The sequence below is a fragment of the Stenotrophomonas sp. a6 genome (genome assembly GCF_030913325.1).
Classification (GTDB): domain Bacteria; phylum Pseudomonadota; class Gammaproteobacteria; order Xanthomonadales; family Xanthomonadaceae; genus Stenotrophomonas; species Stenotrophomonas maltophilia.
The window spans coordinates 512,050-534,178 of the sequence record NZ_CP133161.1 but is presented as its reverse complement, the minus strand read 5'-3'; the positions used below and the strand labels follow the sequence as shown (position 1 = coordinate 534,178).

General features: G+C 68.5%; 21 protein-coding genes and 1 riboswitch. Of the genes, 13 read left to right on the top strand and 8 right to left on the bottom strand.

All coding sequences use genetic code 11. From position 1 onward, the window contains the following. Window positions 1-115 precede the first annotated feature (115 nt). Both queD and Q9Q79_RS02495 read left to right on the top strand, forming a co-directional pair. Window positions 116-478 carry a 6-carboxytetrahydropterin synthase QueD gene (gene queD, locus Q9Q79_RS02500; protein ID WP_065184082.1) on the top strand — a complete coding sequence of 121 codons (363 nt, stop codon included), beginning with the start codon at window positions 116-118 and terminating at the stop codon, window positions 476-478. A 116-nt stretch (window positions 479-594) separates the two neighbouring features. Beyond that, the gene (locus tag Q9Q79_RS02495) at window positions 595-942 is read left to right on the top strand and encodes a phasin family protein (protein WP_005407952.1); all 348 of its coding nucleotides are present in this window, start codon (window positions 595-597) and stop codon (window positions 940-942) included. Window positions 943-1,712: 770 nt separating this feature from the next. On the opposite strand, the gene asnB is transcribed toward Q9Q79_RS02495, so the two are convergent. Continuing rightward, window positions 1,713-3,614: an asparagine synthase (glutamine-hydrolyzing) gene (gene asnB, locus Q9Q79_RS02490; RefSeq protein WP_065184083.1), complete on the bottom strand. Its 1,902-nt coding sequence runs from the start codon at window positions 3,612-3,614 to the stop codon at window positions 1,713-1,715. Window positions 3,615-3,964: 350 nt separating this feature from the next. On the opposite strand from asnB, the gene Q9Q79_RS02485 reads away from it, so the two are divergent. Both Q9Q79_RS02485 and Q9Q79_RS02480 read left to right on the top strand, forming a co-directional pair. Beyond that, the gene (locus tag Q9Q79_RS02485) at window positions 3,965-4,654 is read left to right on the top strand and encodes a winged helix-turn-helix domain-containing protein (protein ID WP_005407950.1); all 690 of its coding nucleotides are present in this window, start codon (window positions 3,965-3,967) and stop codon (window positions 4,652-4,654) included. Continuing rightward, complete coding sequence (locus Q9Q79_RS02480; protein WP_201861681.1) at window positions 4,651-5,997, top strand: ATP-binding protein; 1,347 nt, start codon at window positions 4,651-4,653, stop codon at window positions 5,995-5,997. The genes Q9Q79_RS02485 and Q9Q79_RS02480 overlap by 4 nt, the downstream gene beginning before the upstream one ends. On the opposite strand, the gene Q9Q79_RS02475 is transcribed toward Q9Q79_RS02480, so the two are convergent. Both Q9Q79_RS02475 and Q9Q79_RS02470 read right to left on the bottom strand, forming a co-directional pair. Continuing rightward, the gene (locus Q9Q79_RS02475; protein ID WP_005412149.1) at window positions 5,994-7,463 is read right to left on the bottom strand and encodes a HAMP domain-containing sensor histidine kinase; all 1,470 of its coding nucleotides are present in this window, start codon (window positions 7,461-7,463) and stop codon (window positions 5,994-5,996) included. The genes Q9Q79_RS02480 and Q9Q79_RS02475 overlap by 4 nt on opposite strands. Then, entirely contained in the window at window positions 7,460-8,179 is a 720-nt protein-coding gene (locus Q9Q79_RS02470; RefSeq protein ID WP_005407947.1) for a response regulator transcription factor, read from the bottom strand. Before Q9Q79_RS02470 ends, Q9Q79_RS02475 begins: the two co-directional genes overlap by 4 nt. A gap of 144 nt (window positions 8,180-8,323) precedes the next feature. Between Q9Q79_RS02470 and msrB the strand changes: the two genes are divergently transcribed. From msrB to Q9Q79_RS02450, 4 genes are all read left to right on the top strand, one after another. Next, the gene (gene msrB, locus Q9Q79_RS02465; RefSeq protein ID WP_005407946.1) at window positions 8,324-8,899 is read left to right on the top strand and encodes a peptide-methionine (R)-S-oxide reductase MsrB; all 576 of its coding nucleotides are present in this window, start codon (window positions 8,324-8,326) and stop codon (window positions 8,897-8,899) included. Window positions 8,900-8,901: 2 nt separating this feature from the next. Further along, window positions 8,902-10,671 carry a cytochrome c biogenesis protein DipZ gene (locus Q9Q79_RS02460; RefSeq protein ID WP_201861680.1) on the top strand — a complete coding sequence of 590 codons (1,770 nt, stop codon included), beginning with the start codon at window positions 8,902-8,904 and terminating at the stop codon, window positions 10,669-10,671. A gap of 14 nt (window positions 10,672-10,685) precedes the next feature. Further along, window positions 10,686-11,423: a peptide-methionine (S)-S-oxide reductase MsrA gene (msrA, locus tag Q9Q79_RS02455; RefSeq protein WP_049402691.1), complete on the top strand. Its 738-nt coding sequence runs from the start codon at window positions 10,686-10,688 to the stop codon at window positions 11,421-11,423. A gap of 255 nt (window positions 11,424-11,678) precedes the next feature. Beyond that, window positions 11,679-13,127 carry a PLP-dependent aminotransferase family protein gene (locus tag Q9Q79_RS02450; RefSeq protein ID WP_076739394.1) on the top strand — a complete coding sequence of 483 codons (1,449 nt, stop codon included), beginning with the start codon at window positions 11,679-11,681 and terminating at the stop codon, window positions 13,125-13,127. A gap of 75 nt (window positions 13,128-13,202) precedes the next feature. On the opposite strand, the gene bioD is transcribed toward Q9Q79_RS02450, so the two are convergent. After that, on the bottom strand, window positions 13,203-13,886 hold the full coding sequence (gene bioD, locus Q9Q79_RS02445) for a dethiobiotin synthase (protein ID WP_201861679.1): 684 nt from the start codon (window positions 13,884-13,886) through the stop codon (window positions 13,203-13,205). Between the two features lie 68 nt (window positions 13,887-13,954). Between bioD and Q9Q79_RS02440 the strand changes: the two genes are divergently transcribed. Both Q9Q79_RS02440 and Q9Q79_RS02435 read left to right on the top strand, forming a co-directional pair. Next, a complete protein-coding gene (locus tag Q9Q79_RS02440; RefSeq protein ID WP_005407940.1) occupies window positions 13,955-14,437 on the top strand; it encodes a GAF domain-containing protein in 483 nt (160 codons plus the stop codon). After that, window positions 14,434-14,796: a TfoX/Sxy family protein gene (locus tag Q9Q79_RS02435; RefSeq protein ID WP_005407939.1), complete on the top strand. Its 363-nt coding sequence runs from the start codon at window positions 14,434-14,436 to the stop codon at window positions 14,794-14,796. Before Q9Q79_RS02440 ends, Q9Q79_RS02435 begins: the two co-directional genes overlap by 4 nt. 91 nt (window positions 14,797-14,887) lie before the next feature. Here the strand turns inward: Q9Q79_RS02435 and Q9Q79_RS02430 are convergent, their stop codons facing one another. Further along, on the bottom strand, window positions 14,888-15,466 hold the full coding sequence (locus Q9Q79_RS02430; protein WP_005407938.1) for a histidine phosphatase family protein: 579 nt from the start codon (window positions 15,464-15,466) through the stop codon (window positions 14,888-14,890). 143 nt (window positions 15,467-15,609) lie between these two features. Next, window positions 15,610-15,833, top strand: a riboswitch (cobalamin riboswitch). A 114-nt stretch (window positions 15,834-15,947) separates the two neighbouring features. Between Q9Q79_RS02430 and btuB the strand changes: the two genes are divergently transcribed. After that, window positions 15,948-17,789, top strand: coding sequence for a TonB-dependent vitamin B12 receptor (gene btuB / locus Q9Q79_RS02425; protein ID WP_065184090.1), 1,842 nt, complete (start codon window positions 15,948-15,950; stop codon window positions 17,787-17,789). Window positions 17,790-17,889: 100 nt separating this feature from the next. On the opposite strand, the gene gph is transcribed toward btuB, so the two are convergent. The 3 genes from gph to Q9Q79_RS02410 all read right to left on the bottom strand — a co-directional run bounded on the left by gph (window position 17,890) and on the right by Q9Q79_RS02410 (window position 20,328). Continuing rightward, window positions 17,890-18,546 carry a phosphoglycolate phosphatase gene (gene gph / locus Q9Q79_RS02420; protein ID WP_065184091.1) on the bottom strand — a complete coding sequence of 219 codons (657 nt, stop codon included), beginning with the start codon at window positions 18,544-18,546 and terminating at the stop codon, window positions 17,890-17,892. A 64-nt stretch (window positions 18,547-18,610) separates the two neighbouring features. Then, on the bottom strand, window positions 18,611-19,402 hold the full coding sequence (locus Q9Q79_RS02415; RefSeq protein WP_005412139.1) for a class I SAM-dependent methyltransferase: 792 nt from the start codon (window positions 19,400-19,402) through the stop codon (window positions 18,611-18,613). After that, window positions 19,399-20,328: a LysR family transcriptional regulator gene (locus tag Q9Q79_RS02410; protein ID WP_099596141.1), complete on the bottom strand. Its 930-nt coding sequence runs from the start codon at window positions 20,326-20,328 to the stop codon at window positions 19,399-19,401. The genes Q9Q79_RS02415 and Q9Q79_RS02410 overlap by 4 nt, the downstream gene beginning before the upstream one ends. Before the next feature lie 108 nt (window positions 20,329-20,436). Between Q9Q79_RS02410 and Q9Q79_RS02405 the strand changes: the two genes are divergently transcribed. Then, window positions 20,437-21,075 (top strand): NAD(P)H-binding protein, encoded by a 639-nt coding sequence (locus tag Q9Q79_RS02405; protein WP_012479034.1) that lies wholly within the window; start codon window positions 20,437-20,439, stop codon window positions 21,073-21,075. Window positions 21,076-21,213: 138 nt separating this feature from the next. Then, on the top strand, window positions 21,214-22,125 hold the full coding sequence (locus tag Q9Q79_RS02400) for an MBL fold metallo-hydrolase (RefSeq protein ID WP_201861678.1): 912 nt from the start codon (window positions 21,214-21,216) through the stop codon (window positions 22,123-22,125). Window positions 22,126-22,129: the final 4 nt, after the last annotated feature.

Sequence of the window (22,129 nt, the reverse complement as noted above, 5' to 3'; positions counted from 1 at the left end):
TCTTCATACGGATATAAGAGAAACTATCATCTCTTCATCCGGATGGAAAGAGTTACTTCACGAAAGCCCAACATACGCTCAGGATGGCCGGCCACCTGCGGCGTACAATCGCGCCATGGAAATCTTCAAAGTCTTCATGCTCGAGGCGGCGCACCGCCTCCCCAACGTGCCGCCGGGGCACAAGTGCGCGCGCCTGCATGGCCACTCGTTCCGGGTGGAACTGAAGGTCGAGGGCGAGCCGGGGGCCCAGACCGGCTGGATCATGGACTTCGGCGACGTGAAGGCGGCCTTCCAGCCGATCTACGACCGCCTGGACCATCACTACCTCAATGACATCCCCGGCCTGGAGAACCCGACCAGCGAGAACCTGGCGGCGTGGATCTGGAACGAACTCAAGCCCAGCCTGCCGGCGCTGAGCGAGATCACCGTGCACGAAACCTGCACCTCCGGCTGCCGCTACCGCGGCCCGACGGCCTGATCAACCCATTGATCTGAAAGGTGTTTCAAAGGCGCCTTGGGCGCCTTTGTTATTTTTGTTGCATTGCCGCATCAACGGCGTATGCTGCAATGCATCAAGCCACTCCCTGATGCCCCATGGCCGCCGCCTTCAGCGATCGCTTCAGTGATGCCACCCGCCAGCTCGCAGCCGCAGCAACCCGCGCGAACCGGTTGGCGTTGGAGAACGCGGAAAGCATGTTCGGCGTGCAGCTGAAGGCGATGGAGCGCAACCTGACCGCGACCGGCGGCTGGTTGGGGGAACTGGCCCGTAGTGACGACACGGCCGGGATGCTCAACAAGGGCGCACAGCTGTGGCAGGACAACCTGCAGCGGCTGGGCCAGGCCCAGCAAGACGTGGTCGGTCTCGGCCTGCAGGCCGGCAAGGCCTGGTCCGAACTGGTGCAGGGCTACAACGAATCAACGGCGGACGCGAACAACCACTGACGCGACGCAACGCTCATTGCGTGGGTCCCTCCCCCCACGCAATCCGGACCCGGCAGATCCCTCCCTCTGCCGGGTCTTTTTTTGCCTGTCGTTTGGATTCCGAAGTGCGTCTTCGTCCTATGGCTCTGCAAGCTGATGGGCCCCGTCGGGGCAGGCAGGGGCCTGGGCAAATGTCCCCCGGCGCCGGCCGTTGGCCGTCGCCTCCTCCTTTACTTCGCCCAAACCCCTGCCCGCCCCGACGAGGCTCGGCGTGCGGTGAGGAAAGCGCAGCACGCGGCCGCCTTTCAAGGAAGCGCCGACAAACTCCGAACGCCGTGCGGATGCCCTTGCGTACGAAGTAGAGGGGGAGGTGACGGCCAACGGCCGGCGCCGGAGGACATTCGTACGCAAGGGCATCCGCACGGCGCCACGCAGAATGAATCCGCCACACGCGTGTCTTCGTCCCGATTCCCCGCGAACTGACGGGCCCCGCCGAGACAAGCAGGGGCCTGGGCAAATGTCCCCCGGCGGCGGCCGTTGGCCGTCCCCTCCTCCTTTACTTTGCCCAACCCCCTGCCCGCCCCGACGAGGCTCGGCTTGCGGTGGGTAAGGCTGCGAACAATCTGCCTTCAATGAGGCGCCGACGAACTCCGAACGCAGGGCGGATGCCCTTGCGTACGAAGTAAAGGGGGAGGTGACGGCCAACGGCCGGCGCCGGAGGACATTCGTACGCAAGGGCATCCGCCCTGCGCCGCGCAGATTGAACCCGCCGCACGCGATGCAGGAACGGCTCAGCGCCCGCGACCACCGTGCCAGTGCTGGTGCCACGCCTGGAACATCAGCACGTTCCACAGGTGCGTGTGCCACTTGCGTTCGCCACGCAGGAACGCTTCCCAGATGCCGCGCACGCGTGCCGCATCGAAGCAGCCCTGGTTGCGCAGCAGCTGCGGGTCCAGCAGTGCTTCCGCCCAGTCGCGCAGCGGGCCCGCCAACCAGCGCGCCATCGGCGGTCCGAAGCCGCGCTTGGGGCGATACACCAGCGGCTCCGGCAGATAGCGTGCCAGCAGATGCTTGAGGATCCGCTTGTGCTCCCCATCGTGGTACTTCAGGTGCTGCGGCAGGCGCCAGGCCAACCGCACCACCTCCATGTCCAGCAGCGGCGCGCGCGTCTCCACGCCCGCCGCCATGCCCGCACGATCAACCTTGGCGAGGATGCCCTCGGCCAGATCCATGCGGAAATCCAGCAGCTGGATGCGGGCCTCGGCCGGCAGCGCCGTGTCCTGCTGCTGGAAGATCGTCATCGGCTCGCGTGCACCCAGCACCACCTGCGCCGGCTGCCGCCAGCGCGTCACGCGCTGCAGGTAGTGACCTTCCACGTCGTTGGCGGCGACTTCCGCCACCAGTGCGCGCCAGCCGCCCAGGCGGCCGCGCTCGACATTCATGCGGTTGCCGCTGCGCCGCGCCAGATCACGCACCCAGTCCGGCAGGCCACCGCACAGGCGCGCATTGCGCAGCGCGCGGCCATAGCTGGGGTGGCCGAAGAACAGTTCATCGCCACCGTCGCCGGTGAGGGCCACCGGCTTGCGCGCGCCCAGCAGTTCACTGGCCAGCAGGGTCGGCAGCTGCGAGGCATCGGCGAACGGTTCGCACCAGACCTGCGGCAGCCGCTGCAGCAGATCCAGGCCTTGTCGCGCATCCATCCGGTGCAGATGATGCTGCACGCCCAGATGCCGCGCGACCTGCGAGGCCCAATCGCTCTCGTCATGGCCGGGATCATCGAAGCCAACCGTCCACGCTTCGATCGGAAGCGTCGACTGTGCCTGCATCATCGCCGTCACCAGCGAGGAATCGGTGCCGCCGGACAGGAACGCACCGCAGGCCAGCGGCGAATGCATGCGTGCGGCGATGGCCTTCTGCAACGCAGTTTCCAGCTGGTCGGTCGCCTGCTCCAGGCTCGGCGCCGGCAGCAGCGGTTCCTGCAGTGCGCTCTGCATCGCATCGCGTGCGCACCAGTAGCGTGAACCACCCTGTGCGGCCTGGCTGGAGCCGCCAGCCGCATGGTCATTCAGATCGACGCGCAGCATCGCGCCTGCCACCAGCTTGTGGATGCCGCGGTAGATGGTGTGCGGTGCCGGCACGTAGTCATGGCGCAGCAGCAGGCTCAGCGCATCCTGGTCGATGCTCGGGGCGAAACCGGCAAAGGCCTGGAGTGCCTTCATTTCCGAGGCGAACAGGAACCGGCCCTGGTACCAGCCGTAGTACAGCGGCCGCTCGCCAACCGGGTCGCGGGCCAGCCACAGTTCGCGCGACTCGCGGTCCCATACGCTGAAACCGAACGCGCCCTCGATGCGGGAAAGCGCCCGTTCCACGCCCCATTCGATGATCGCCTGCAGCAGCAGCCGCGCATCGCTGCAGCTGCGTGGCAGATCGCGCAGCTGCGACTGCAGGTCGGCCCGGTTGTACAACCGGCCATCCAGGCACAGCACGTAACGGCCACAGTCCGAACTCAGGGGCTGCAACGGCGTATCGGTTGGCGCCCGGCAGTGGCCCAGCGCCAGGCCGGCCTCGGCGTCGGTCCAGTAGCCGATGCGCCCCCGGCCGCGCTGCTGCAGGGCGCGCAGCATTGGCGCCAGCTGCTGCAGCAGGTGTTCGTCCTCGGCGGGCGGCAGCCAGGCCCCGACCACGCCGCTCATCGGGCACCTCCGCAGCGGCAGCGGCGGGACGGGTTCAGCAGGCAGGCGGCGGCGGGCGACATGGGAGCGACACGCGGAGCGGAGGAGACTCCATGCTCGGCCCGCCCCCGGCCCTGCGTCAGTCGCTTTGCTGTCAGCGATGGTCACCGTGCGTATCACGAAGGTAACGTTTTGTAACAGCATCAGGCTATGCTGGACGCCAAGTTGTTGCCAGGCCTGAGGCCCGGCCCGTGCGCCAGCAACCCCGGCTGAATGGCGCCCGCCCCCGGGACCCGGGCGGCCCGAAGGCTGGGATAGCATCGCCGCGCTCGTGCCGTGGCGGTACGTGTGCGTCCACGGAGGCCTTGAAAATGCTGGATATCGTACTGGTCGAAGACGATGCCCGCCTGGGTACGATGGTCAGCGACTATCTGCAGCGGCATGGCTATCAGGTGGCCCACGAGCGCAGCGGTGAGCGTGCGGTGGCCCGGATCCTGGCCGACAAGCCCGCCCTGGTCCTGCTCGATGTCGGCCTGCCCGACCAGGATGGTTTCGAAGTGTGTCGGCAGATCCGCCCCCACTATGACGGCATCATCTGCGTGCTGACCGCCCGCACCGACAACATCGACCAGGTGCTGGGACTGGAACTGGGCGCCGATGATTACATCGGCAAGCCGATCGAACCACGGGTGCTGCTGGCCCGCCTGCGCGCCCACCTGCGCCGCCACCGCCGGGTCGAACCACGCGACGGCAGCCTCCGCTTCGGCGAGCTGAGCATCGACCCGTCCACCCGCAACGTGCACCTGCAGGGCGCGCTGCTGGAGCTCACCACTGCCGAGTTCGACCTGCTGTTCCTGCTGGCCAGCAATGCCGGCCAGATCCTGGACCGCGATGCGCTGCTGCGCGGCCTGCGCGGGATCGCCTTCGACGGCCTGGACCGTTCGATCGATGCACGCATCTCGCGCCTGCGCCGCAAGCTGGGCGACAACCCTGAACAACCGGAGCGGATCAAGACCGTACGTGGCCGCGGCTACCTGTTCAGCCGCTCGGCATGGGGATGAAGCGTACGCCCTCGGCGATGCGCGGCCACGCCTTCCACTTCCTGCGCTACGGCATCGGCTTCCTGGTTGCCCATCTGTTGCTGATCGTGCTGGGACTGTGGGCCTGGGATGCGCTGCTGGAAGACCGCACCGAAGCCGGACTGCTGGCCGAGATGCGCGGCACCCATGCCCTGCTGCAGCACCGCTTCGCCGAAACCCCGCGCGAGCAGTGGCCGACGCTGGCGCGCGAACTGGACGCCGACTTCGCCTATGCCCTGCGCATGGTGCCGATGGCAGAGGCGATGAAGGCGCTGCCGGCCAGCCAGCGCCCCCCCTTCAGCAACGGCCGGGTGCAGATCGACCTGGAGCACATGCGCAGCCTGCAGCGGATCGGCGACAGCGACTACGCGGTGATGCTGGGGCCGTTGGACGAAGCGCTGCCTGACGAGGGCTGGCAGGACAGCGAAGTGTCAGGCGTGGCGATCCTGCTGCTGATCCTGATGGTGGCCGTGGCGCTGCCGATGTACGTGATGGTCTACCGCCTGTGGCGCGACGTCTCGCAGCTGGCCCAGGCCGCGCGGCAGATGCGCGACGGACAGCTGGACACGCGCGCCCCGCGCGCCGGCACTGCGCTGGTGCGGCCGCTGGCCAATGCCTTCAATCACATGGCCGAGCAGCTGCAGCAGTTGCTGGAAAGCCAGCGCGTGCTGGCCCAGGCAGTGGCGCACGAAGTCCGCACGCCGCTGGCGCGGATGCGTTTCGGCCTGGCCGACCTGGAGGACACCGCGCTGGACGAGATCCAGCGTGATGCCTTGGGCGGCCTGCGCACTGATGTCGATCGGCTGCAGCACCTCACCGATGCCGGCGTCGAGTACGCCGCGCTCGGCCGCTGCCATCAGCTGACCCGCCAGCGCCTGCAGCTGGCGGCACTGGTACGTGGCGTGGTGGCCCAGTTCGCACCGCTGCCGATGCCGGTACAGCAGATGCTGTCGCCGGCGGGCCTGGTCAACGTCAACCGGCACATGCTGGAACTGGCATTGCGCAATCTGCTCGGCAATGCCCTGCGCTATGCGCGGCGGCAGATCCGTATCGCCAGCACGGTCAACGACGGCTGGCTGTGCCTGCAGGTGGAGGACGATGGCCCCGGCATCGCACCCGAACTGCGCGGCCAGGTGCTGCAACCCTATGTGCGGCTGGATCCGGGTAGCCCCGGTTTCGGCCTCGGACTGGCGCTGGTGCAGGTGGTGGCCGACAAGCATGGCGGCCAGGTCGAAGTAACCGATTCGGAGCTGGGTGGTGCCTGCATCCGACTGCACCTGCCGTTGGAAAGCGGCGCTGCCGTGGAGTGCGATGCGGCCTGCTAGACCGCTGGTTCCGCACGCGGCAACGCAAACGCGAACAACGCGCCGCGCTCGCTGTCACGCAGTTCGATGCGACGGCCGTGCAACTGCACGATGCGCTGCACGATCAGCAGGCCCAACCCGCCGTTCTCTCCACGTCGCGCGCCCAGCGCGGCCGGTGCCTGGAACAGCTGCGTGCGCAGTGCAGGGGCAACACCAGGTCCATCATCGGCCACGCTCACCTCCACGCTGTCCGGCGTCGCGCGCAGGCACACCTCGATCCGCCCACCGTCGGGCGCATGCCGCAGCGCGTTGTCGAGCAGGTTGGTCAGCACCCGCTCGACCAGGCCCAGATCGGCGCGCACCAGCGGCAGGCCGGGCGGGAAGTCCGCGTGCAGGTACTGGTTGCGAGCCTGCGCCGCCAGCTCGAATTTCTGCAGCACGTCCTGCAGCAGCTCCGGCAATGCGAACACCTCCCACTCCAGGCGCACTTCGCCATGTTCCAGCCGCGCCAGCTCGAACAGCGCACGCGCCAGCCGGCCAACCTTGGCGCTCTGCGCCAGCGCGATACCGAGGTAGCGGCGGCGCTCGTCCGGCGACAGCGTGGCGTCTTTCAGCGCCAGCGTTTCCAGATAGCCGTGCAGCGATGACAACGGCGTGCGCAGGTCGTGCGAGATGTTGGCGACCAGCTCGCGGCGCTGCAGGTCCTGCTGGCGCAGCTGCTGCCACTGCTCGCCCAGCCGCTGCGCCATCTGCGCGTGTGCGTGTTCGAGGATCACCAGCTCGTCGCGCTCACCGGGACGCAGCGGCTCCGGCGGCGGCAACGGCGTGGGTGCGTCGATGTCGAAGGCCTGGATGCGCCGGGTCAGCCGCCGCAGCGGGCGCGTCACCCAGTAGAAGGCCACCAGCCCGGCCAGCAGGCCCAGGCTGCCGACCAGCATCACCGACCACAGCGTGGTGTTCCACTGGCTGCCGGCGGCAAGGTCGTCGGACAGCATCTGACGGTGTTCGCCGACCAGCACCACGTACACATAACCGGCCTGGCGACCCTGCACGATCAGCGGCGCGGCACTGAACACCTTGCGGCCGTCCGTGCTGCGCGGGTCATCGCCCAGGATCGGCAACGGCGCACCGGCCAGCAGCCGGCGCAGCGGTGCCACGTCCACCCGGTTGCGCACCAGATGGCCTGTCGGCGCATCGTGGCCGAGGATGCGGCCCTGGTCGTCCAGCAGGTAGACCTCGACGCTGGGGTTGACCGCCATCAGCTGGCCGAACAGCGCGCGCACGGCGGCATCACGCATGCCGCTGGTGTCCATCAGTTCGCTGCGCTGGGCAATGTGCTCGGCCAGGCCCAGCGACAACCGCTGCACCACTTCCTGCTCGTGGCGGGTGTTGGCGCGCATCTGCAGCGCCAGCAATGCCATGCAGCACATCAGCATCAGCGCAGCGATCACCGCCGCCAGCTTCTGCCACAGGTTCGGCTTGATCATGCCGCCGCCCCGGCAGGATCGACCAGCTTGTAGCCACGGCCCCACACCGTCAGCAACCGCCGTGGATTGGCCGGGTCCGGCTCGATCTTGCTGCGCAGGCGATTGATGTGGGTGTTGACCGTGTGCTCGTAGCCATCGTGCTGGTAGCCCCAGACCTGGTTGAGCAGTTCCATGCGCGCGAACACCTGGTCCGGATGACGGGCGAAGAACAGCAGCAGGTCGAACTCGCGCGGGGTCAGCTCCAGTGCGTTGCCATCCACTGAGGCGGTACGCGCGACCGGGTCCAGCTGCAGGCCGCCCAGCTCGATCGCGCCGGCATCGATGCGCGCGCTCTGCGCCATCGCCTCGGCCCGGCGCAGCAATGCGCGCACCCGTGCCACCAGTTCCGGCATCGAGAAGGGCTTGGCCAGGTAATCATCCGCCCCCAGTTCCAGGCCGACGATGCGCTGCGTTTCGCTGCCTCGCGCGCTGATGATGATGATCGGCACATAGCGCGCCATCGCGCGTGCACGCTGGCACACCTGCAGGCCGTCCACGCCGGGCAGCATCACGTCCAGCACCAGCGCATCCCATGGCCCTTCCTGCTCGAGCAGGCGCAGGCCGGCATCGCCGCTGGCGGCATGGGCGACGTCGTAGCCCTCATCGCCCAGATGCATGCGCAGCAGGTCGGCGATGTGGGCATCGTCTTCAACGATCAGCACGCGTTTGGTGGACATCGGCAGCTCGGGGCCAGTGGGGAGGCTGGCTGCATTGTGGCGCGGGATAGACGCCGATACCTCACGAAAAATTGAATCCTGCGTGAGGATTCGTTGACCCGGGCGGGCGCAGCATGGCCCCGTCGCCCCTTCCCGGAGTCCGCCATGTCCCTTACCCGACGCCATCTGCTGGGCCTGGGCGGTGTTGCCACCGCCGCCGGCCTGCTCGGCCTGGGGGCCTGCAGCCGTGCCGCCCCGGCCGCCGCTGAAGCGCGCCCGTCGCGACAGTTCGAGGTCATGCGCAGCGATGCCGACTGGCGCCAGCGCCTGACCCCGGCGCAGTACGCAGTGCTGCGCCAGCAGGCGACCGAGCGCCCGTACAGCAGCCCGCTCAACAAGGAACACCGGCAGGGCACGTTTGCCTGCGCCGGCTGTGCGCTGCCGCTGTTCTCCTCCTCCACCAAGTTCGAGAGCGGCACCGGCTGGCCCAGCTTCTGGGCGCCGCTGCACAACGCCATCGGCGAAGACCGCGACGTCACCTTCGGCATGCTGCGGGTGGAGGTGCACTGCCGCCGCTGCGGTGGCCACCTCGGCCATGTGTTCAACGACGGGCCTCGCCCAACCGGACTTCGCTACTGCATGAACGGCGCGGCGATGGTGTTCGTTCCCGGTGCCGCTGAGGGCGGTACTGCCGATGGCTGGCGGGTGCCGGTCGGTTCTTCCCCTGCTTCCGGAGCCTGACGATGCTGCTGTTGCTGCTTGCCTACCTGGGGGGCGCGCTGACCCTGCTCAGTCCCTGCATCCTGCCGGTGCTGCCGTTCGTGTTCGCGCGTGCCGACCGCCCCTTCCTGCGCAGCACGCTGCCGCTGCTGCTGGGCATGGCACTCACCTTCACCGTGGTCGCCAGCCTGGCTGCGGTGGGCAGCCAATGGGTGGCACAGGCCAACCAGGTCGGACGCTGGATCGCCCTGCTGCTGATGGCGCTGTTCGCACTGGCATTGCTCTGGCCACGACTGGCCGACCATCTGCTGGCGCCGTTCCAGCGCGTGGGTGCCCGCTTGAGCGCGCGTGCCGATGCGACCGACGCAGCGGGGCGTGGCGGTGCGTGGACCTCGCTGCTGATCGGCATCGCCACCGGCCTGCTGTGGGCGCCCTGCGCCGGGCCGATCCTCGGCCTGGTGCTGACCGGTGCCGCGCTGCACGGGGCAAGCGCCGGCACCAGCACGCTGCTGCTGGCCTACGCACTGGGCGCGATTACCGCACTGGCGCTGGCGGTATGGGTAGGTGGCCGCGTGTTCCGCGCGCTGCAGGCGCGGCTCGGCCTCGGCGATGTGCTGCGCAAGGTACTGGGCGTGGCTGCACTGCTGGCGGTGGTGGCGATCGGCCTGGGCTGGGATACCGGCCTGCTGACCCGCCTGTCCACGGTCAGCACCGCGCGCATCGAGCAGGGCCTGCTGGATGCCGCTCCCGGCGCGCAACCGGCAGCACCGTCGATGACGATGATGGCGGGCCCCGATGCGGGTGCCAGTGCACCGCTGCCAGTGGAAGGCACCCTGCCCGCGCTGGATGGTGCCACCGGCTGGCTCAACAGCCCGCCGCTGACGGCCCAGCAGCTGCGCGGCAAGGTGGTGCTGGTCGATTTCTGGACGTACTCGTGCATCAACTGCCTGCGCGCGATGCCGTTCGTGCACGAATGGGAGCGCCGTTATCGCGACCACGGCCTGGTAGTGGTCGGCGTGCACACCCCGGAGTTCGCCTTCGAGCGTGACCCGCGCAACGTCATGAAGGCGGTGCAGCAGCTGAAGGTTGAGTACCCGGTGGCACTGGACAACCAGTACACGATCTGGCGCGCGTTCAACAACCGCTACTGGCCGGCGCAGTACTTCGTCGATGCGCAGGGCAACATCCGCGGCCACCAGTTCGGCGAGGGCAACTATGCGCGCTCGGAACAGGTGATCCGTCACTTGCTGACCGAGGCCGGCCAGACGAACCTGCCACCGCCGGCCGATCCGGCCGCCGCCGATCTGAAGGGCGTGGCTGCGCAGGCCGACATGGGCAATCTGCGCTCGCCGGAAACCTATCTGGGCCACGCCCGTGCCGAGCAGTTCGCCTCGCCCGGTGGGCAGCGCAGCGACACCGCGTTCGACTACACGTTGCCGGCCAGCCTGGCGTTGAACCAGTGGGGCCTGTCCGGACGCTGGACCGTTACCGACGAGGCTGCGCAGCTGCAGCAAGCCGGTGGCCGCATCGCCTTCCAGTTCCATGCGCGCGACCTGCACCTGGTGCTGGCACCGGGCCAGGAAGGAAAGCCGGTGCGCTTCCGCGTCCTGCTGGATGGCAAGCCATTGCCCGCCACCGATGCCGGCACTGATGTCGGCGCCGATGGCAGCGGCGTGGTCGACGAGCACCGCCTCTACCAGCTGGTGCGCCAACGCGGCACGGTCAGCCCGCACCGCTTCGAGATCGAGTTCCTCGATGCGGGCGTGCAGGCCTATGCCTTCACCTTCGGTTGAACCGGGAGGACACGATGAAATTCTCCTTTGAACAGGGCATTGCCGCTGGCGTTGCCGGACTGGTGGCCACGGCACTCATCGCCGGCGTGCTGCTCGTTGACCATGGCGCCATCGCGGCACCGGTCGAAGCCAGCGCGCAGACCCAGGCACTCCCTGTACCCACGGGCGACGCTGCGTTCCGCGATGACGCCACCCACGCCAGCGTGGTGTTCGCCGGCGGTTGCTTCTGGGGCGTGCAGGGTGTGTTCCAGCATGTCAAAGGCGTGAGTAATGCGGTGTCCGGCTACATCGGTGGCAGCGCTGCCAATGCCCGCTATGAGCGGGTCAGCAGCGGTCAGACCGGTCATGCCGAAGCGGTGAAGGTCGACTACGACCCACGCCAGGTCAGCTATGGGCAGTTGATGCAGGTGTTCTTCTCGGTGGTGCACGACCCGACCCAGCTCAACCGCCAGGGGCCCGACCACGGCAGCCAGTACCGGTCGGCGATCTTCACTGATGACGCCCGCCAGCAGGCAGCCAGCCGCGCCTACATCGCCCAGCTCGGCCAGGCCGGCAGCTACCGCGCACCGATCGTCACCCAGCTGGTCAGCGGCCAGCGCTTCTACCCGGCCGAGAGCTACCACCAGAACTACATGACCAACTACCCGCAGGCCGCGTACATCCGCTACTACGACGCGCCGAAGCTGGCCGCGCTGGGCAGGCAGTTCCCGGGGCTGTACCGGCGCGATGCGGTGCTGGTGCCGATGCGCTGACGGCATTTCCGTGGGGCCGGCTGGCGCTCGGTGACGCTCCTGCCAATGCGGTAACGATCCGGGTAGTGCCGGCCGCTGGCCGGCTCTTGCGGTTCCAGGGAATGCCGGCCAGCGGCCGGCACTACCAAAAAAAGACGCACGGCCATCCAGCCGTGCGCTTGGAAAGTACCGGCCGTGCCCCGATCAGGCCCGGCCGACAACGACATGCTAGGCTCGCCGTCATCATGGGTACAGCACCAGATGGCGGGAAACTCGATGGATACAGATGATCAGAGCGCAATGATCCCCCCCCGCTACCAACGGCTGTCCGACGAACTGGCCGAGGCCATCCACGGCGGACGCCTTCCGGTCGGCAGCCGCCTGCCCTCGCTGCGGCAGATGGCCCTGCAGCGCCGGCTCAGCCTGAACACGGTGATTGCCGCCTACCGCCAGCTGGAAGACGCTGGCCTGGTCATTCCGCGGCCGAAAGCCGGCTTCGAGGTGGCGCCGCGGCTGTCGGTGCCGGAACGTTCGCTGCGCGACACGCCTTCTGCGCCCACCGCGCCGCTGCAGCAGGTACTGATGGCCCGCGTGCTGGAAGCACAGCGCCGCCCCGGCGTGATCGACCTGGCCTTTGCCGGCCCGCGCGGTCGCCAGTTCTACCCCGGCGCGCAGCTGGCCAAGCACACGGCGCAGGTACTGCGCCATGGCCAGCAGACCGTGGAGACCTATGCACGCCCCAACGGCTCGCCACGGCTGCTGGCGCAGATCGTGCGCCGCGGCCCGCGCATGGGCCTGCATACCCACAGCGAACGCCTGCTGCTGACCCACGGTGCGATGGAAGGGCTGCAGCTGGCGCTACGCGCGGTCACCCAGCCCGGTGATGCGGTCGGCATCGAGGCGCCGTCCTACTTCAACCTCTACCCGTTGCTGGCCAACCTCGGCCTGCAGGCCATCGAACTGCCCACCCACCCGCAGCTCGGCCTGGATGTGGATGCGCTGGATGCGCTGCTGGAGCACACGCCGCTGGCCGCACTGGTGGTGATGCCGACCGTGCACAACCCGCTCGGCTGCACCATGCCGACCGCCGCCAAGCAACGCCTGGCCGAACTGGTCAACGCACGCCAGCTGCCGCTGATCGAAGATGCGGTGTATGCCGAGCTGCAGTTCTGCGAACCGCCGGCACCGCTCCTGAAGGCCTTCGATCGCGGTGGCTGGGTGATGGTGGTCGGCGGCTTTTCCAAGACGCTGGCGCCGGATTACCGCATCGGCTGGCTCGATGGCGGCCGCTTCGCCGAGCGCATCGCGCTGCTGAAATTCCAGTCCACCGGCGGCGAGCCGCAGCTGCTGGGCGACGCGGTGGCGGCCTATCTGGAGGCCGGCAGCTACGAGCACCACCTGCATCGCATGCGCCGGCTGTACCGCGAACAGGTCGGACGGCTGCGCCAGCTGGTGGCCGAACACTTCCCGGCCGGCACCCGCGCCACCGAACCGCAGGGTGGCTTCCTGCTGTGGCTGGAACTGCCCGGCGTGGACACGCGCGAGCTGTTCGAGCGTGCACTGCAGGAGGACATCGTGTTCATGCCCGGCCAGGTGTATTCACGCGGCGCGCGGTATCGCCATTGCCTGCGGCTGTCGTGCTGCCAGACGCTGGATGCACGCTTCATCGGCGCGGTGGAGCGGTTGGGTGCGATCGCGCGGGAGCTGGCGGCCGCAGCACGGTAGTGCCGGCCGCTGGCCGGCAACTGCACGCAGGTGGATACATCGAGGTTGCCGGCCAGCGGCCGGCACTACCCCAGGTCAATCGAGCAGATGCGTGCTCAACGCTTCGCCATCCGCTCCCGGCAGATGTGGCAGCCGCCCCCAGCACGGCATCGGCAGGCGCTGCTGCAGCGTTGCGATGTTCTCATCCTGGCGCTGCATCGCCGGGTCGATGTGGTTGCCGATCCAGCCCAGGCACTCCACGCCGCTGGCCTGCAACGACTGCGCGGTCAGACGCGCGTGGTTGACGCAGCCCAGCCGCATGCCCACCACCAGCAACACCGGCAACCGCAATGCGCGCACCAGGTCGAGCTGGTCGAGCGTGGCCGAGACCGGTGCCAGCCAACCGCCAACCCCCTCGACCACCACGACATCGGCCTGCGCGCGCAGCCGCTCGAACGCTGCCATGATCGGCGCCAGCTCCACCTGCACGCCGTCCTCGGCAGCGGCCAGCTCCGGTGCCAGCGGCTGGCGCAACGCATACGGGTTCAGATCGGCATAGTCCGGTACCGGCCAGCTGGCCGCCTGCAGCGCCAATGCGTCTTCGTTGCGCAGGCCCCGGCCCAGGTCTTCGCTGCCGCTGGCCACCGGCTTCATCCCCACCGCACGCAGGCCACGCCGGCGCAGCACATGCAGCAGCGCGGTGCTCGCCGCGGTCTTGCCGATCTCGGTATCGGTGCCGGTGACGAACAGGGCGGGCGGCAGCGTGGCGGGCAACGGCATCGACGGGCTCCAACAGGGCAACAGTGTGTGCATTATCGCTGGCCCGGCACGCTTGCTAGACTGCTGGCATGTTCGCCAATGCCTCGCTCACCGGCAGCAAGCCGGAACAATACGCCCAGCTGCTGGAACAGGCCCGTGGCCTGGTCTACGCCGAGTCCGACCGCATCGCCAACGCGGCCAACCTCTCGGCCCTGGTCTACCACGCCCTGCCCGACCTGAACTGGGTGGGCTTCTACCTGTACGACGGCAAGGAACTGGTGGTCGGCCCGTTCCAGGGCCTGCCGGCCTGCGTGCGCATCCCGCTGGACAAGGGCGTGTGCGGTGCCGCCGCCAGCCAGCGCGTGACCCAGCGCGTAGAGGACGTCGACGCCTTCCCCGGCCACATCGCCTGCGATTCGGCCTCGCGCTCGGAACTGGTGGTGCCGCTGCTGCGCGGCGATGAACTGATCGGCGTGTTCGACATCGACAGCCCGAAGGTCGGCCGCTTCGATGCCGACGACCAGGCTGGCCTGGAAGCCATCGCCCGCGTGTTCGTCGAGGCGCTGGGATGAGCGCACCGAAGCTGCGCAACATCGGCCCGAAAAGTGCGGCGTGGCTGCGCCAGGTCGGCCTGCGCAGCCGCGACGACCTGGTCGCGATCGGAGCCGTCGGCGCCTTCGTCAAGGTCAAGCGCGCCGGCTTCAAGCCCAGCCTGAACCTGCTGTACTCGCTGGAAGGCGCGTTGCTGGACTGCCATTGGCAGGAGCTGAGCGAGCCACAGCGTGAAGCACTGGTGCAGGATTACGAAGCACGCATCGCTGCGCATCCGCTGAAGGCAGCCGGCCCGGCGTCGGGCCCGGTGCATGAGCAGCGCTTCGATGCCGACGATGACGCTGAGGACAGCGTGGCCGAGGGCGCGGACGAGGATTGAGGCATCCGCGTTCCTGGGGATGCCGGCCAGCGGCCGGCACTACCAGTGTGATGCGGGATCGGTAGCGCCGAGCCATGCCCGGCGAGTGCGCTCAGGGCTGCTGCAGCTCCAGCAGCTCACCCACCAGCCCGATCTCACCGCGCTCCAGCCACACCCGCAGGCGCGTGCCGTGGTCGATGCGCAGCGCCCAGCACAGCGACATCGGCAGGCCGCAGACCTGCGACAGCACCATGCGCAACGGGCCGCCATGGCTGACCACCAGCGTCGGCACCGGATCGTCATCATCGAGCAGGCGATCCAGCGCGCGCGCGATGCGCCGCTCGAAGTGGCCCCAGCTCTCGCCATTGGGCGGCGGGAACGCGTGCGGGTCGGCATGGAAGGCCGCCAGTGCATCCTCCGGCAGGTCGAACAGCGACCGCCCGTCCCAATCGCCGAAGTCCAGTTCTTCCCATTCCTCGTCCGCTTCCACGTCCAGCCCACGCGGCGTGGCCAGGGCCATCGCCGTATGCAGCGCGCGCAACCGCGGTGAACTGATCACCCGCTCCCAGCGTTGCCCGGCGTAGGCCTCGACCAGCTCCTGTGGCAGGCCGGCCAGCTGCGGTGGGTCGCTGCGGCCATCAAGGAACTCATCACGGCCATTGCCGGCATGGCGGACCAGGTCGAGGATCATGCGCGCGTCCCGGACGGGCGACGCAGGTACAGCGGAAAACGGGCGGACATCGGCAACGGCACCACGGGATCGAGCAACCATTCTAAAGGCACAGCAAAGGCAGTCGCGCAGGCGCGACGCAACGGGACGGCCTGCGATGCCGTAGACTGCGCGCACTTCCAGGTGACCTGCGGCCATGGCCGGCAGGTTGAAACGGGAAGCCGGTGACGCGTGATTCCACGCCAGGCCGGCGCTGCCCCCGCAACGGTAAGCACGTCAGTTCCAGGCAACACCGCCACTGTGCCGCAGGCATGGGAAGGCGCCTGGACGGTGGCCTCGCGCCACCCGGCGGCAAGCCCGGAGACCGGCCCGGAAGCCTCAGGTCGCGATGCGGTGGGCATGGCGCTGGATGACCGTGGCGTGCGCTGCGGCATCGGCGCACGCCTGCCTTCGCGGCTCCTCCCCTTCGCCACGCGGGCGTGCGTGGCACCCGGAGTCCCCCATGAAGCTGCAGTCCCGAATGCTGTCCCTGGCCGTGCTGGCCGCCCTGCCCGCGCTGGCCCAGGCCGCCAATGACACCACCGCGCTCGACCAGATCCTGGTCACTGCCACCCGCACCCCGATCGCCCTGCAGGACAGCATCGCGCCGGCGCAGGTGATCGACCGCGCCCAGATCGAATCCAGCCAGGCCACTTCGCTGCAGGAACTGCTGCGCGGTCGCGCCGGCATCAACCTGGCCAATGCCGGCGGCCTCGGCAAGCAGAGCTCGCTGTTCCTGCGCGGTACCAATTCCGGCCACACCGTAGTGCTGGTGGACGGCGTGCGCATCAACAGCGCCGACCTCGGCCTGGCCATGTACCAGGACCTGCCGCTGGCGCAGATCGAGCGCGTGGAAATCGTGCGCGGCCCGCAGTCGAGCCTGTACGGCGCCGACGCCATCGGTGGCGTGATCCAGATCTTCACCCGCCGCAACCAGGGCGATTTCGCCCCGCACTTCCAGCTTGGCGGTGGCAGCAACGGCCTGCGTGAAGCCAGCGGTGGCATTGGCGGCGGTACCGAACGCGGCTGGTTCGGTGCGGATATCGCCTACCAGCATTCCGATGGCATCGATGCCTGCCGCGGCTCGGCCACGCTGTTCACCGGCTGTTTCGCCGACGAGCCCGATCGCGACGGCTACCGCAACCTGTCCAAGAGCCTGCGCGGTGGCTACACCTTCAACGAGCAGTGGAACGTGGAAGGCAGCGCCCTGCGCGCCGACGGCAAGAACCACTACGACGGCTACTACAACTATTCGGAAACCCGCCAGCAGGTGCTGGCCGGCAAGGTGCGCTACACCCCGTCCGAGCGCTTGGCATTCACCGCCAACGTCGGCCGCAGTGACAACGAGTCGGACAACTTCGGCGACTTCGGTGCACGTGGCAGCGCACAGACCCACCGCGACAGCGCCTCCCTGCAGGGCGATTTCGGCGTGGCCGAGGGCCAGCTGCTGAGCGCAGGCGTGGACTGGAGCGAAGACAACCTGGATGGCAGCAGCGCGGGTTACCTGGTCGACAGCCGCCGCAACACCGGCGTATTCGTGCAGTACCAGGGCCGCTTCGGCCGCCACCAGCTGCAGGCCAGCGCACGCAACGACGACAACCAGCAGTTCGGCAACCACGCTACCGGCAGCGTTGGCTGGGCCATGGAGCTGGGCCACGGCCTGCGCCTCAACGCCAGCTATGGCACGGCGTTCAAGGCACCGACCTTCAGCGATCTGTACGACCCGTGGAGCGGCGTGCCGACGTTGAAGCCGGAGAAGTCCAAGAGTGCCAACCTCGGCGTTTCGCAGCAGGGCCAGGGCTGGCACTGGGGCCTGGACGTGTATGAAACCCGCATCGATGATCTGATCACCTACGATGCGGCGACCTTCAAGATGCAGCAGGTGGAGAAGGCCCGCATCCGCGGTGCCGAACTGACCGGCGGCGTGCTGCTGGCCGGCTTCGACATCAACGCGCAGCTGAGCTACACCGACCCGCGCAACCGCACCGGCGGCAGCACCCAGTTCGACAACTGGCTGCCACGCCGCGCGCAGCAGACCGCGCGCCTGGACATCGACCGTCGCTTCGGCGATTTCCGCGCAGGCCTGACCGTGCAGGGTGCCGGCAAGCGCTACGACGATGCCGCCAACACGGTGAAGGTGGGAGGCTACGGCACGCTGGACCTGCGCGCTGAGTACGCACTGACGCCATCGTGGTCGCTGCTGGCACGTGCCGCCAACGTCTTCGACCGTCGCTACGAAACGGTGGCATGGTTCAACCAGCCCGGCCGCGAGTACCAGTTGAGCGTGCGTTACCAGCCGAAGTGAGCGCAACGTTCATGGTAGTGCCGGCCACTGGCCGGCAACATCATGACCTTCGGCAACGCATTCCGGGTTGCCGGCCAGCGGCCGGCACTACCCCTCTGCTTCAGCCCCGCAACCCCGGCAGTTCACGCAGGTCGTCGATCACCGCCACCGCATGCGCGGTGGCCAGGTCCAGGCCGCGCGGATAGCCGTAGCGCACTAGCGCGATCGGCATGCCGGCCTCTTCGGCGGCGCGGTAGTCGGTCAACGAATCACCCACCATCAGGCAGGACTCCACCGGCAGCCCGAAGTGCGCGGCGATGTGCCGCAGTGGCTCGCCACTGGGCTTGCGCTGCGGCAGCGAATCCCCCCCCAGTACCAGCGCGAATGCATCACCGATACCCAGGTGCTGCAGCAGCGGCGGCACCAGTGCTTCGGGCTTGTTGGTGCAGATCGCCAGCGGCACGTTGCGCGCACGCAGTTGCGCCAGCGCTTCGCCCACGCCGTCGAACAGTCGCGGGCTGCGCAGCAGGCACTCACGGTAGTGCACCATGAACACCGGCATCACCTCGGCCAGGTCCACCTCGCGGCCGGCGGCCTGCACCGCCTGCTCGACCAGACGACGCACACCGTCACCGATCCAGCCCAGCACGGTGGCTTCCGGCACGCGCGCCACGCCGATGTCTTCCAGCGTGCGGTTCAGCGCTTCGGCAATATCGGCAGCGCTGTCGACCAGCGTGCCATCGAGGTCGAACACGACCAGCGGATACGGATACGGCAAGGGACTGCACCTGCATGACGTGGGGCCGTCCATTGTACGCCGCAGTATTTTGGGCAGGCCTGCCTCAACCGATCCGGCGCGCGCGCGTGGCCAGGAACGTGGGCAGGTAACGGTCGATCAGGAAGCGCGGCTGCGGCTGCCAGTCTTCCATGAAGCGATCGATGACGAAGCCGGCATCGAGCTGGCCACCGATCAGTTCGGTCAGGCTGTGGCCGAAGGTCAGCGCATCGCCCCGCGCCAGTTTCGCCTCGCGCTCGGCCGGTGGCAGGTCTTCCAGATCCGAATAGGGAATGGCGTACTGCGGTCGGATCAGGCCCTGTGCATCCAGCTGCGGATCGCGTGCACCGACGAACAGCACCGGGTTGTAGAAGCTGGCCATCAGCATGCCATCACGCGCCAGCACGCGGCGGCATTCGGTCCACACCGGCCGGACGTCAGGCACGTACAGGTTGGAGATCGGGTGGAACACCACATCGAAGCTGTCGTTGGCGAAGGCGTGCAGATCGCGCATGTCGCCCTGCACCGTGCGCAGTTGCAGGCCATCACGCGCCGCCACCTGACGATCCTGCTCGAGCTGGCCATCGGACAGATCGAACACGGTCACCTCCGCCCCGGCCGCCGCCAGCACCGGGGCCTGCTGGCCACCGCCCGAGGCCAGGCAGAGGATGCGGCGGCCGCGCACATCCCCCAGCCAGTCCAGCGGCAGCGCGCGCGGGGTCAGGTGCACCTGCCAGCGGCCATCGCGCGCGGCGGCAATCGTTGAGCTTTCCACCGGGCGCGACCATTCGCGCACTTCGCTGGCCTGGCGGTCCCAGGCAGCACGGTTGTGGTCGATCAAGGCCTGTCCGTGGTTCATGTGTTCTCCTTGCCCGGTGGGCGCCAATCCAGATCCTGGAAGGCCGGGCTGGCGAAACACTCGGCCAGGAAGTCCAGGAATCGCCGCATGATAGCGGGCTGCTGGCGCCGTGATGCGTACACGGCATGAATGCCGAGTTCGTCCAGACTGAACTCGGGCAACAACTCGATCAGCTCGCCACTGCGCAGCAGTGGCGCCACCTGGTAGGTCGGCAGCATCGCGATGCCGGCGCCCGCACGCACCGCTTCCAGCAACAGCGACGCTTCGTTGGCGCTGATGTTGCCGCCCACAGCCACCGACAGCGAACGGCCATCGCGGTGCAGCTGCCACAGGCTCTTGCCCACGTAGTGATGGGTCAGGCAGTTGTGCCCGGCCAGGTGTTCCGGGGCGGTAGGCGTACCGCGCGCGTGCAGGTACGACGGCGTCGCGCACAGCACCGAGCGGCAGGTGGCCAGCCGTCGTGCGATCAGGCTGGGATCGATCTGGCGGGCGATGCGCACGGCAAGGTCCACCCGCTCTTCCACCAGGTTCACCATGCGGTCGACCAGCAGCAGTTCGATGCGCGCCGCCGGATGGCGTGCGACGAAACCGGCCACCGCACGCGCCAGGTGGCTCTGCCCGAACGACACGCTGGCGGTCACCCGCAGCGTGCCATGCGGTTCGGGATCGTCGCTGGCCAGCTCGCCCTGCAGTTCCTCGCCGATGGCCAGCATCTGCCGGAAGCGCGCCAGCGCCGCCTCGCCGGGGCCGGTCAGGCTGACCCGGCGCGTGGTCCGGTGCAGCAGGCGCGCGCCCAGCCAAGCCTCGACCTCGGCCAGGTAGCGGGTAACCATCGCCCGCGACATGTCCAGCACCTCGGCGGCGGCGGTGAGGCTGCCGCGCTCGGCCACCTCGACGAATACAGTCATGGCGGTCAATCGGTCCATATGCTCGATCCATGCAACAAACAAGCGCGTTATACGCTGTTTTTCGAGCGACTGCAGCGGCCTAGAGTGGCCCCATTCCCACCCCACACCGCCCCACGGAGTCCTGCCATGAAGATCGCCCTCGTTGGTTCCACCGGCAACATCGGCCGCCAGATCGCCCGCCACGCGCTGGCCAACGGCCACGAACTCACCGTCATCGTACGCAGCGCGCAGGATCTTCCGGCCGAACTGGCCGGTGCCCATCCGGTGATCGCCTCGCTGGATGACCAGGATGCCCTGGTCGCCGCCATCGCCGGCCACGACGTGCTGGCCAGCGCCTATGGCCCGCGTCCGGGCGATGACATCGGCCGCGTCGGCGAAGTGGCCGCGCAGCTGGCCGCCGCCGCGCGCAAGGCCGGTGTACCGCGCCTGGTGGTGGTCGGTGGCGCCGGCAGCCTGGAAGTCGCGCCGGGCGTGCAGCTGGTCGATACCCCCAACTTCCCGGAGGCCTACAAGCCGTACGCGCTGGCCCATCGTGAAGCCTTCAATCGCCTGCAGGCGGTGGACGACCTGGACTGGACCTTCTTCTCGCCGGCCGCCGAAATCGGCCCGGGCGAAGAGCGCGGCCAGTACCGCGTGCAGCCCAAGGCCTTCCTCGCTGATGCCAGCGGCCACAGCCGCATCAGCTACGCCGACTACGGCGCCGCGTTCGTCGCCGAGCTGGAAGCGCAGCAGTACCCGAAGCAGATCATAACCGCGGCGTACTGATCGACGCGCGTGCCCTGTAGAGCCGAAGGCAACGGCAGGAGCCGTTGCCAACGTCACTTGCGACGGCCCGCAGGGGCCCGGGCAAGGACGCCCGGCATAGCCCACGTTCGGCTCCCCATTCGACACAAGGAATTTCCAATGCGCACCGCTGCCCTGCTGCTTCCCCTCGCCTTGGCCGCCAGCTTCACCAGTGCGCCGCTGCTGGCCGCACCGGCCACCGCGGCGCCCGCGGCAGCGACAAGATCCCAGCTGCACCTGCAGGCCTTCCATCCCGGTCCGCAGGCGATGTTCTCGGTGTCCTCGGTGCTGATCGAAGGCCGCCGCGATGCGATCCTGGTCAACGCGCAGTTCGGCGCCAGCGATGCGCGCAAGCTGGTCGAGCTGATCCGCGCCAGCGGCAAGCAGCTGACAACGATCTACATCAGCCACGGTGATCCGGACTACTACTTCGGCCTGGCTACCCTGCAGGACGCGTTCCCGCAGGCACGCATCGTCGCCACTGCGCAGACCGTTGCCCACATCCAGCAGACCCAGGCCGGCAAGCTGGCCTACTGGGGGCCGAAGATGGGCGCCGACGTGCCGGCGCGCATCGTGGTGCCGCAGGTGCTGGATGGCGATGCCCTGCAGCTGGAAGGCCAGCGCCTGCCGCTGATCGGCCTGGATGGCCCGACCCCGGACCGCACAGTGCTGTGGGTGCCGTCGCTGCGCGCGATCGTCGGCGGCATTCCGGTGGTGGCCGGTGAACACGTGTGGATGGCCGACACGCAGACGCCGAAGTCGCATGCCGACTGGCTGCAGACCCTGCAGCAGTTGCAGGCGTTGAAGCCGAAGGTGGTGGTGCCGGGGCATTACGCGCCGGGTGCCGCACTGGATGCCAGTGCGCTGCGCTTCACCGCAGACTACATCCGCGCGTTCGATGCCGAGGCAGCCAAGGCCAAGGACAGTGCGGCGCTGGTGAAGGCGATGCAGGCGCGCTATCCGAAGCTGGCGGGCGTGGCGTCGCTGGGACTGAGTGCGAAGGTGGCCAAGGGCGAGATGCAGTGGCCGTGAGGTA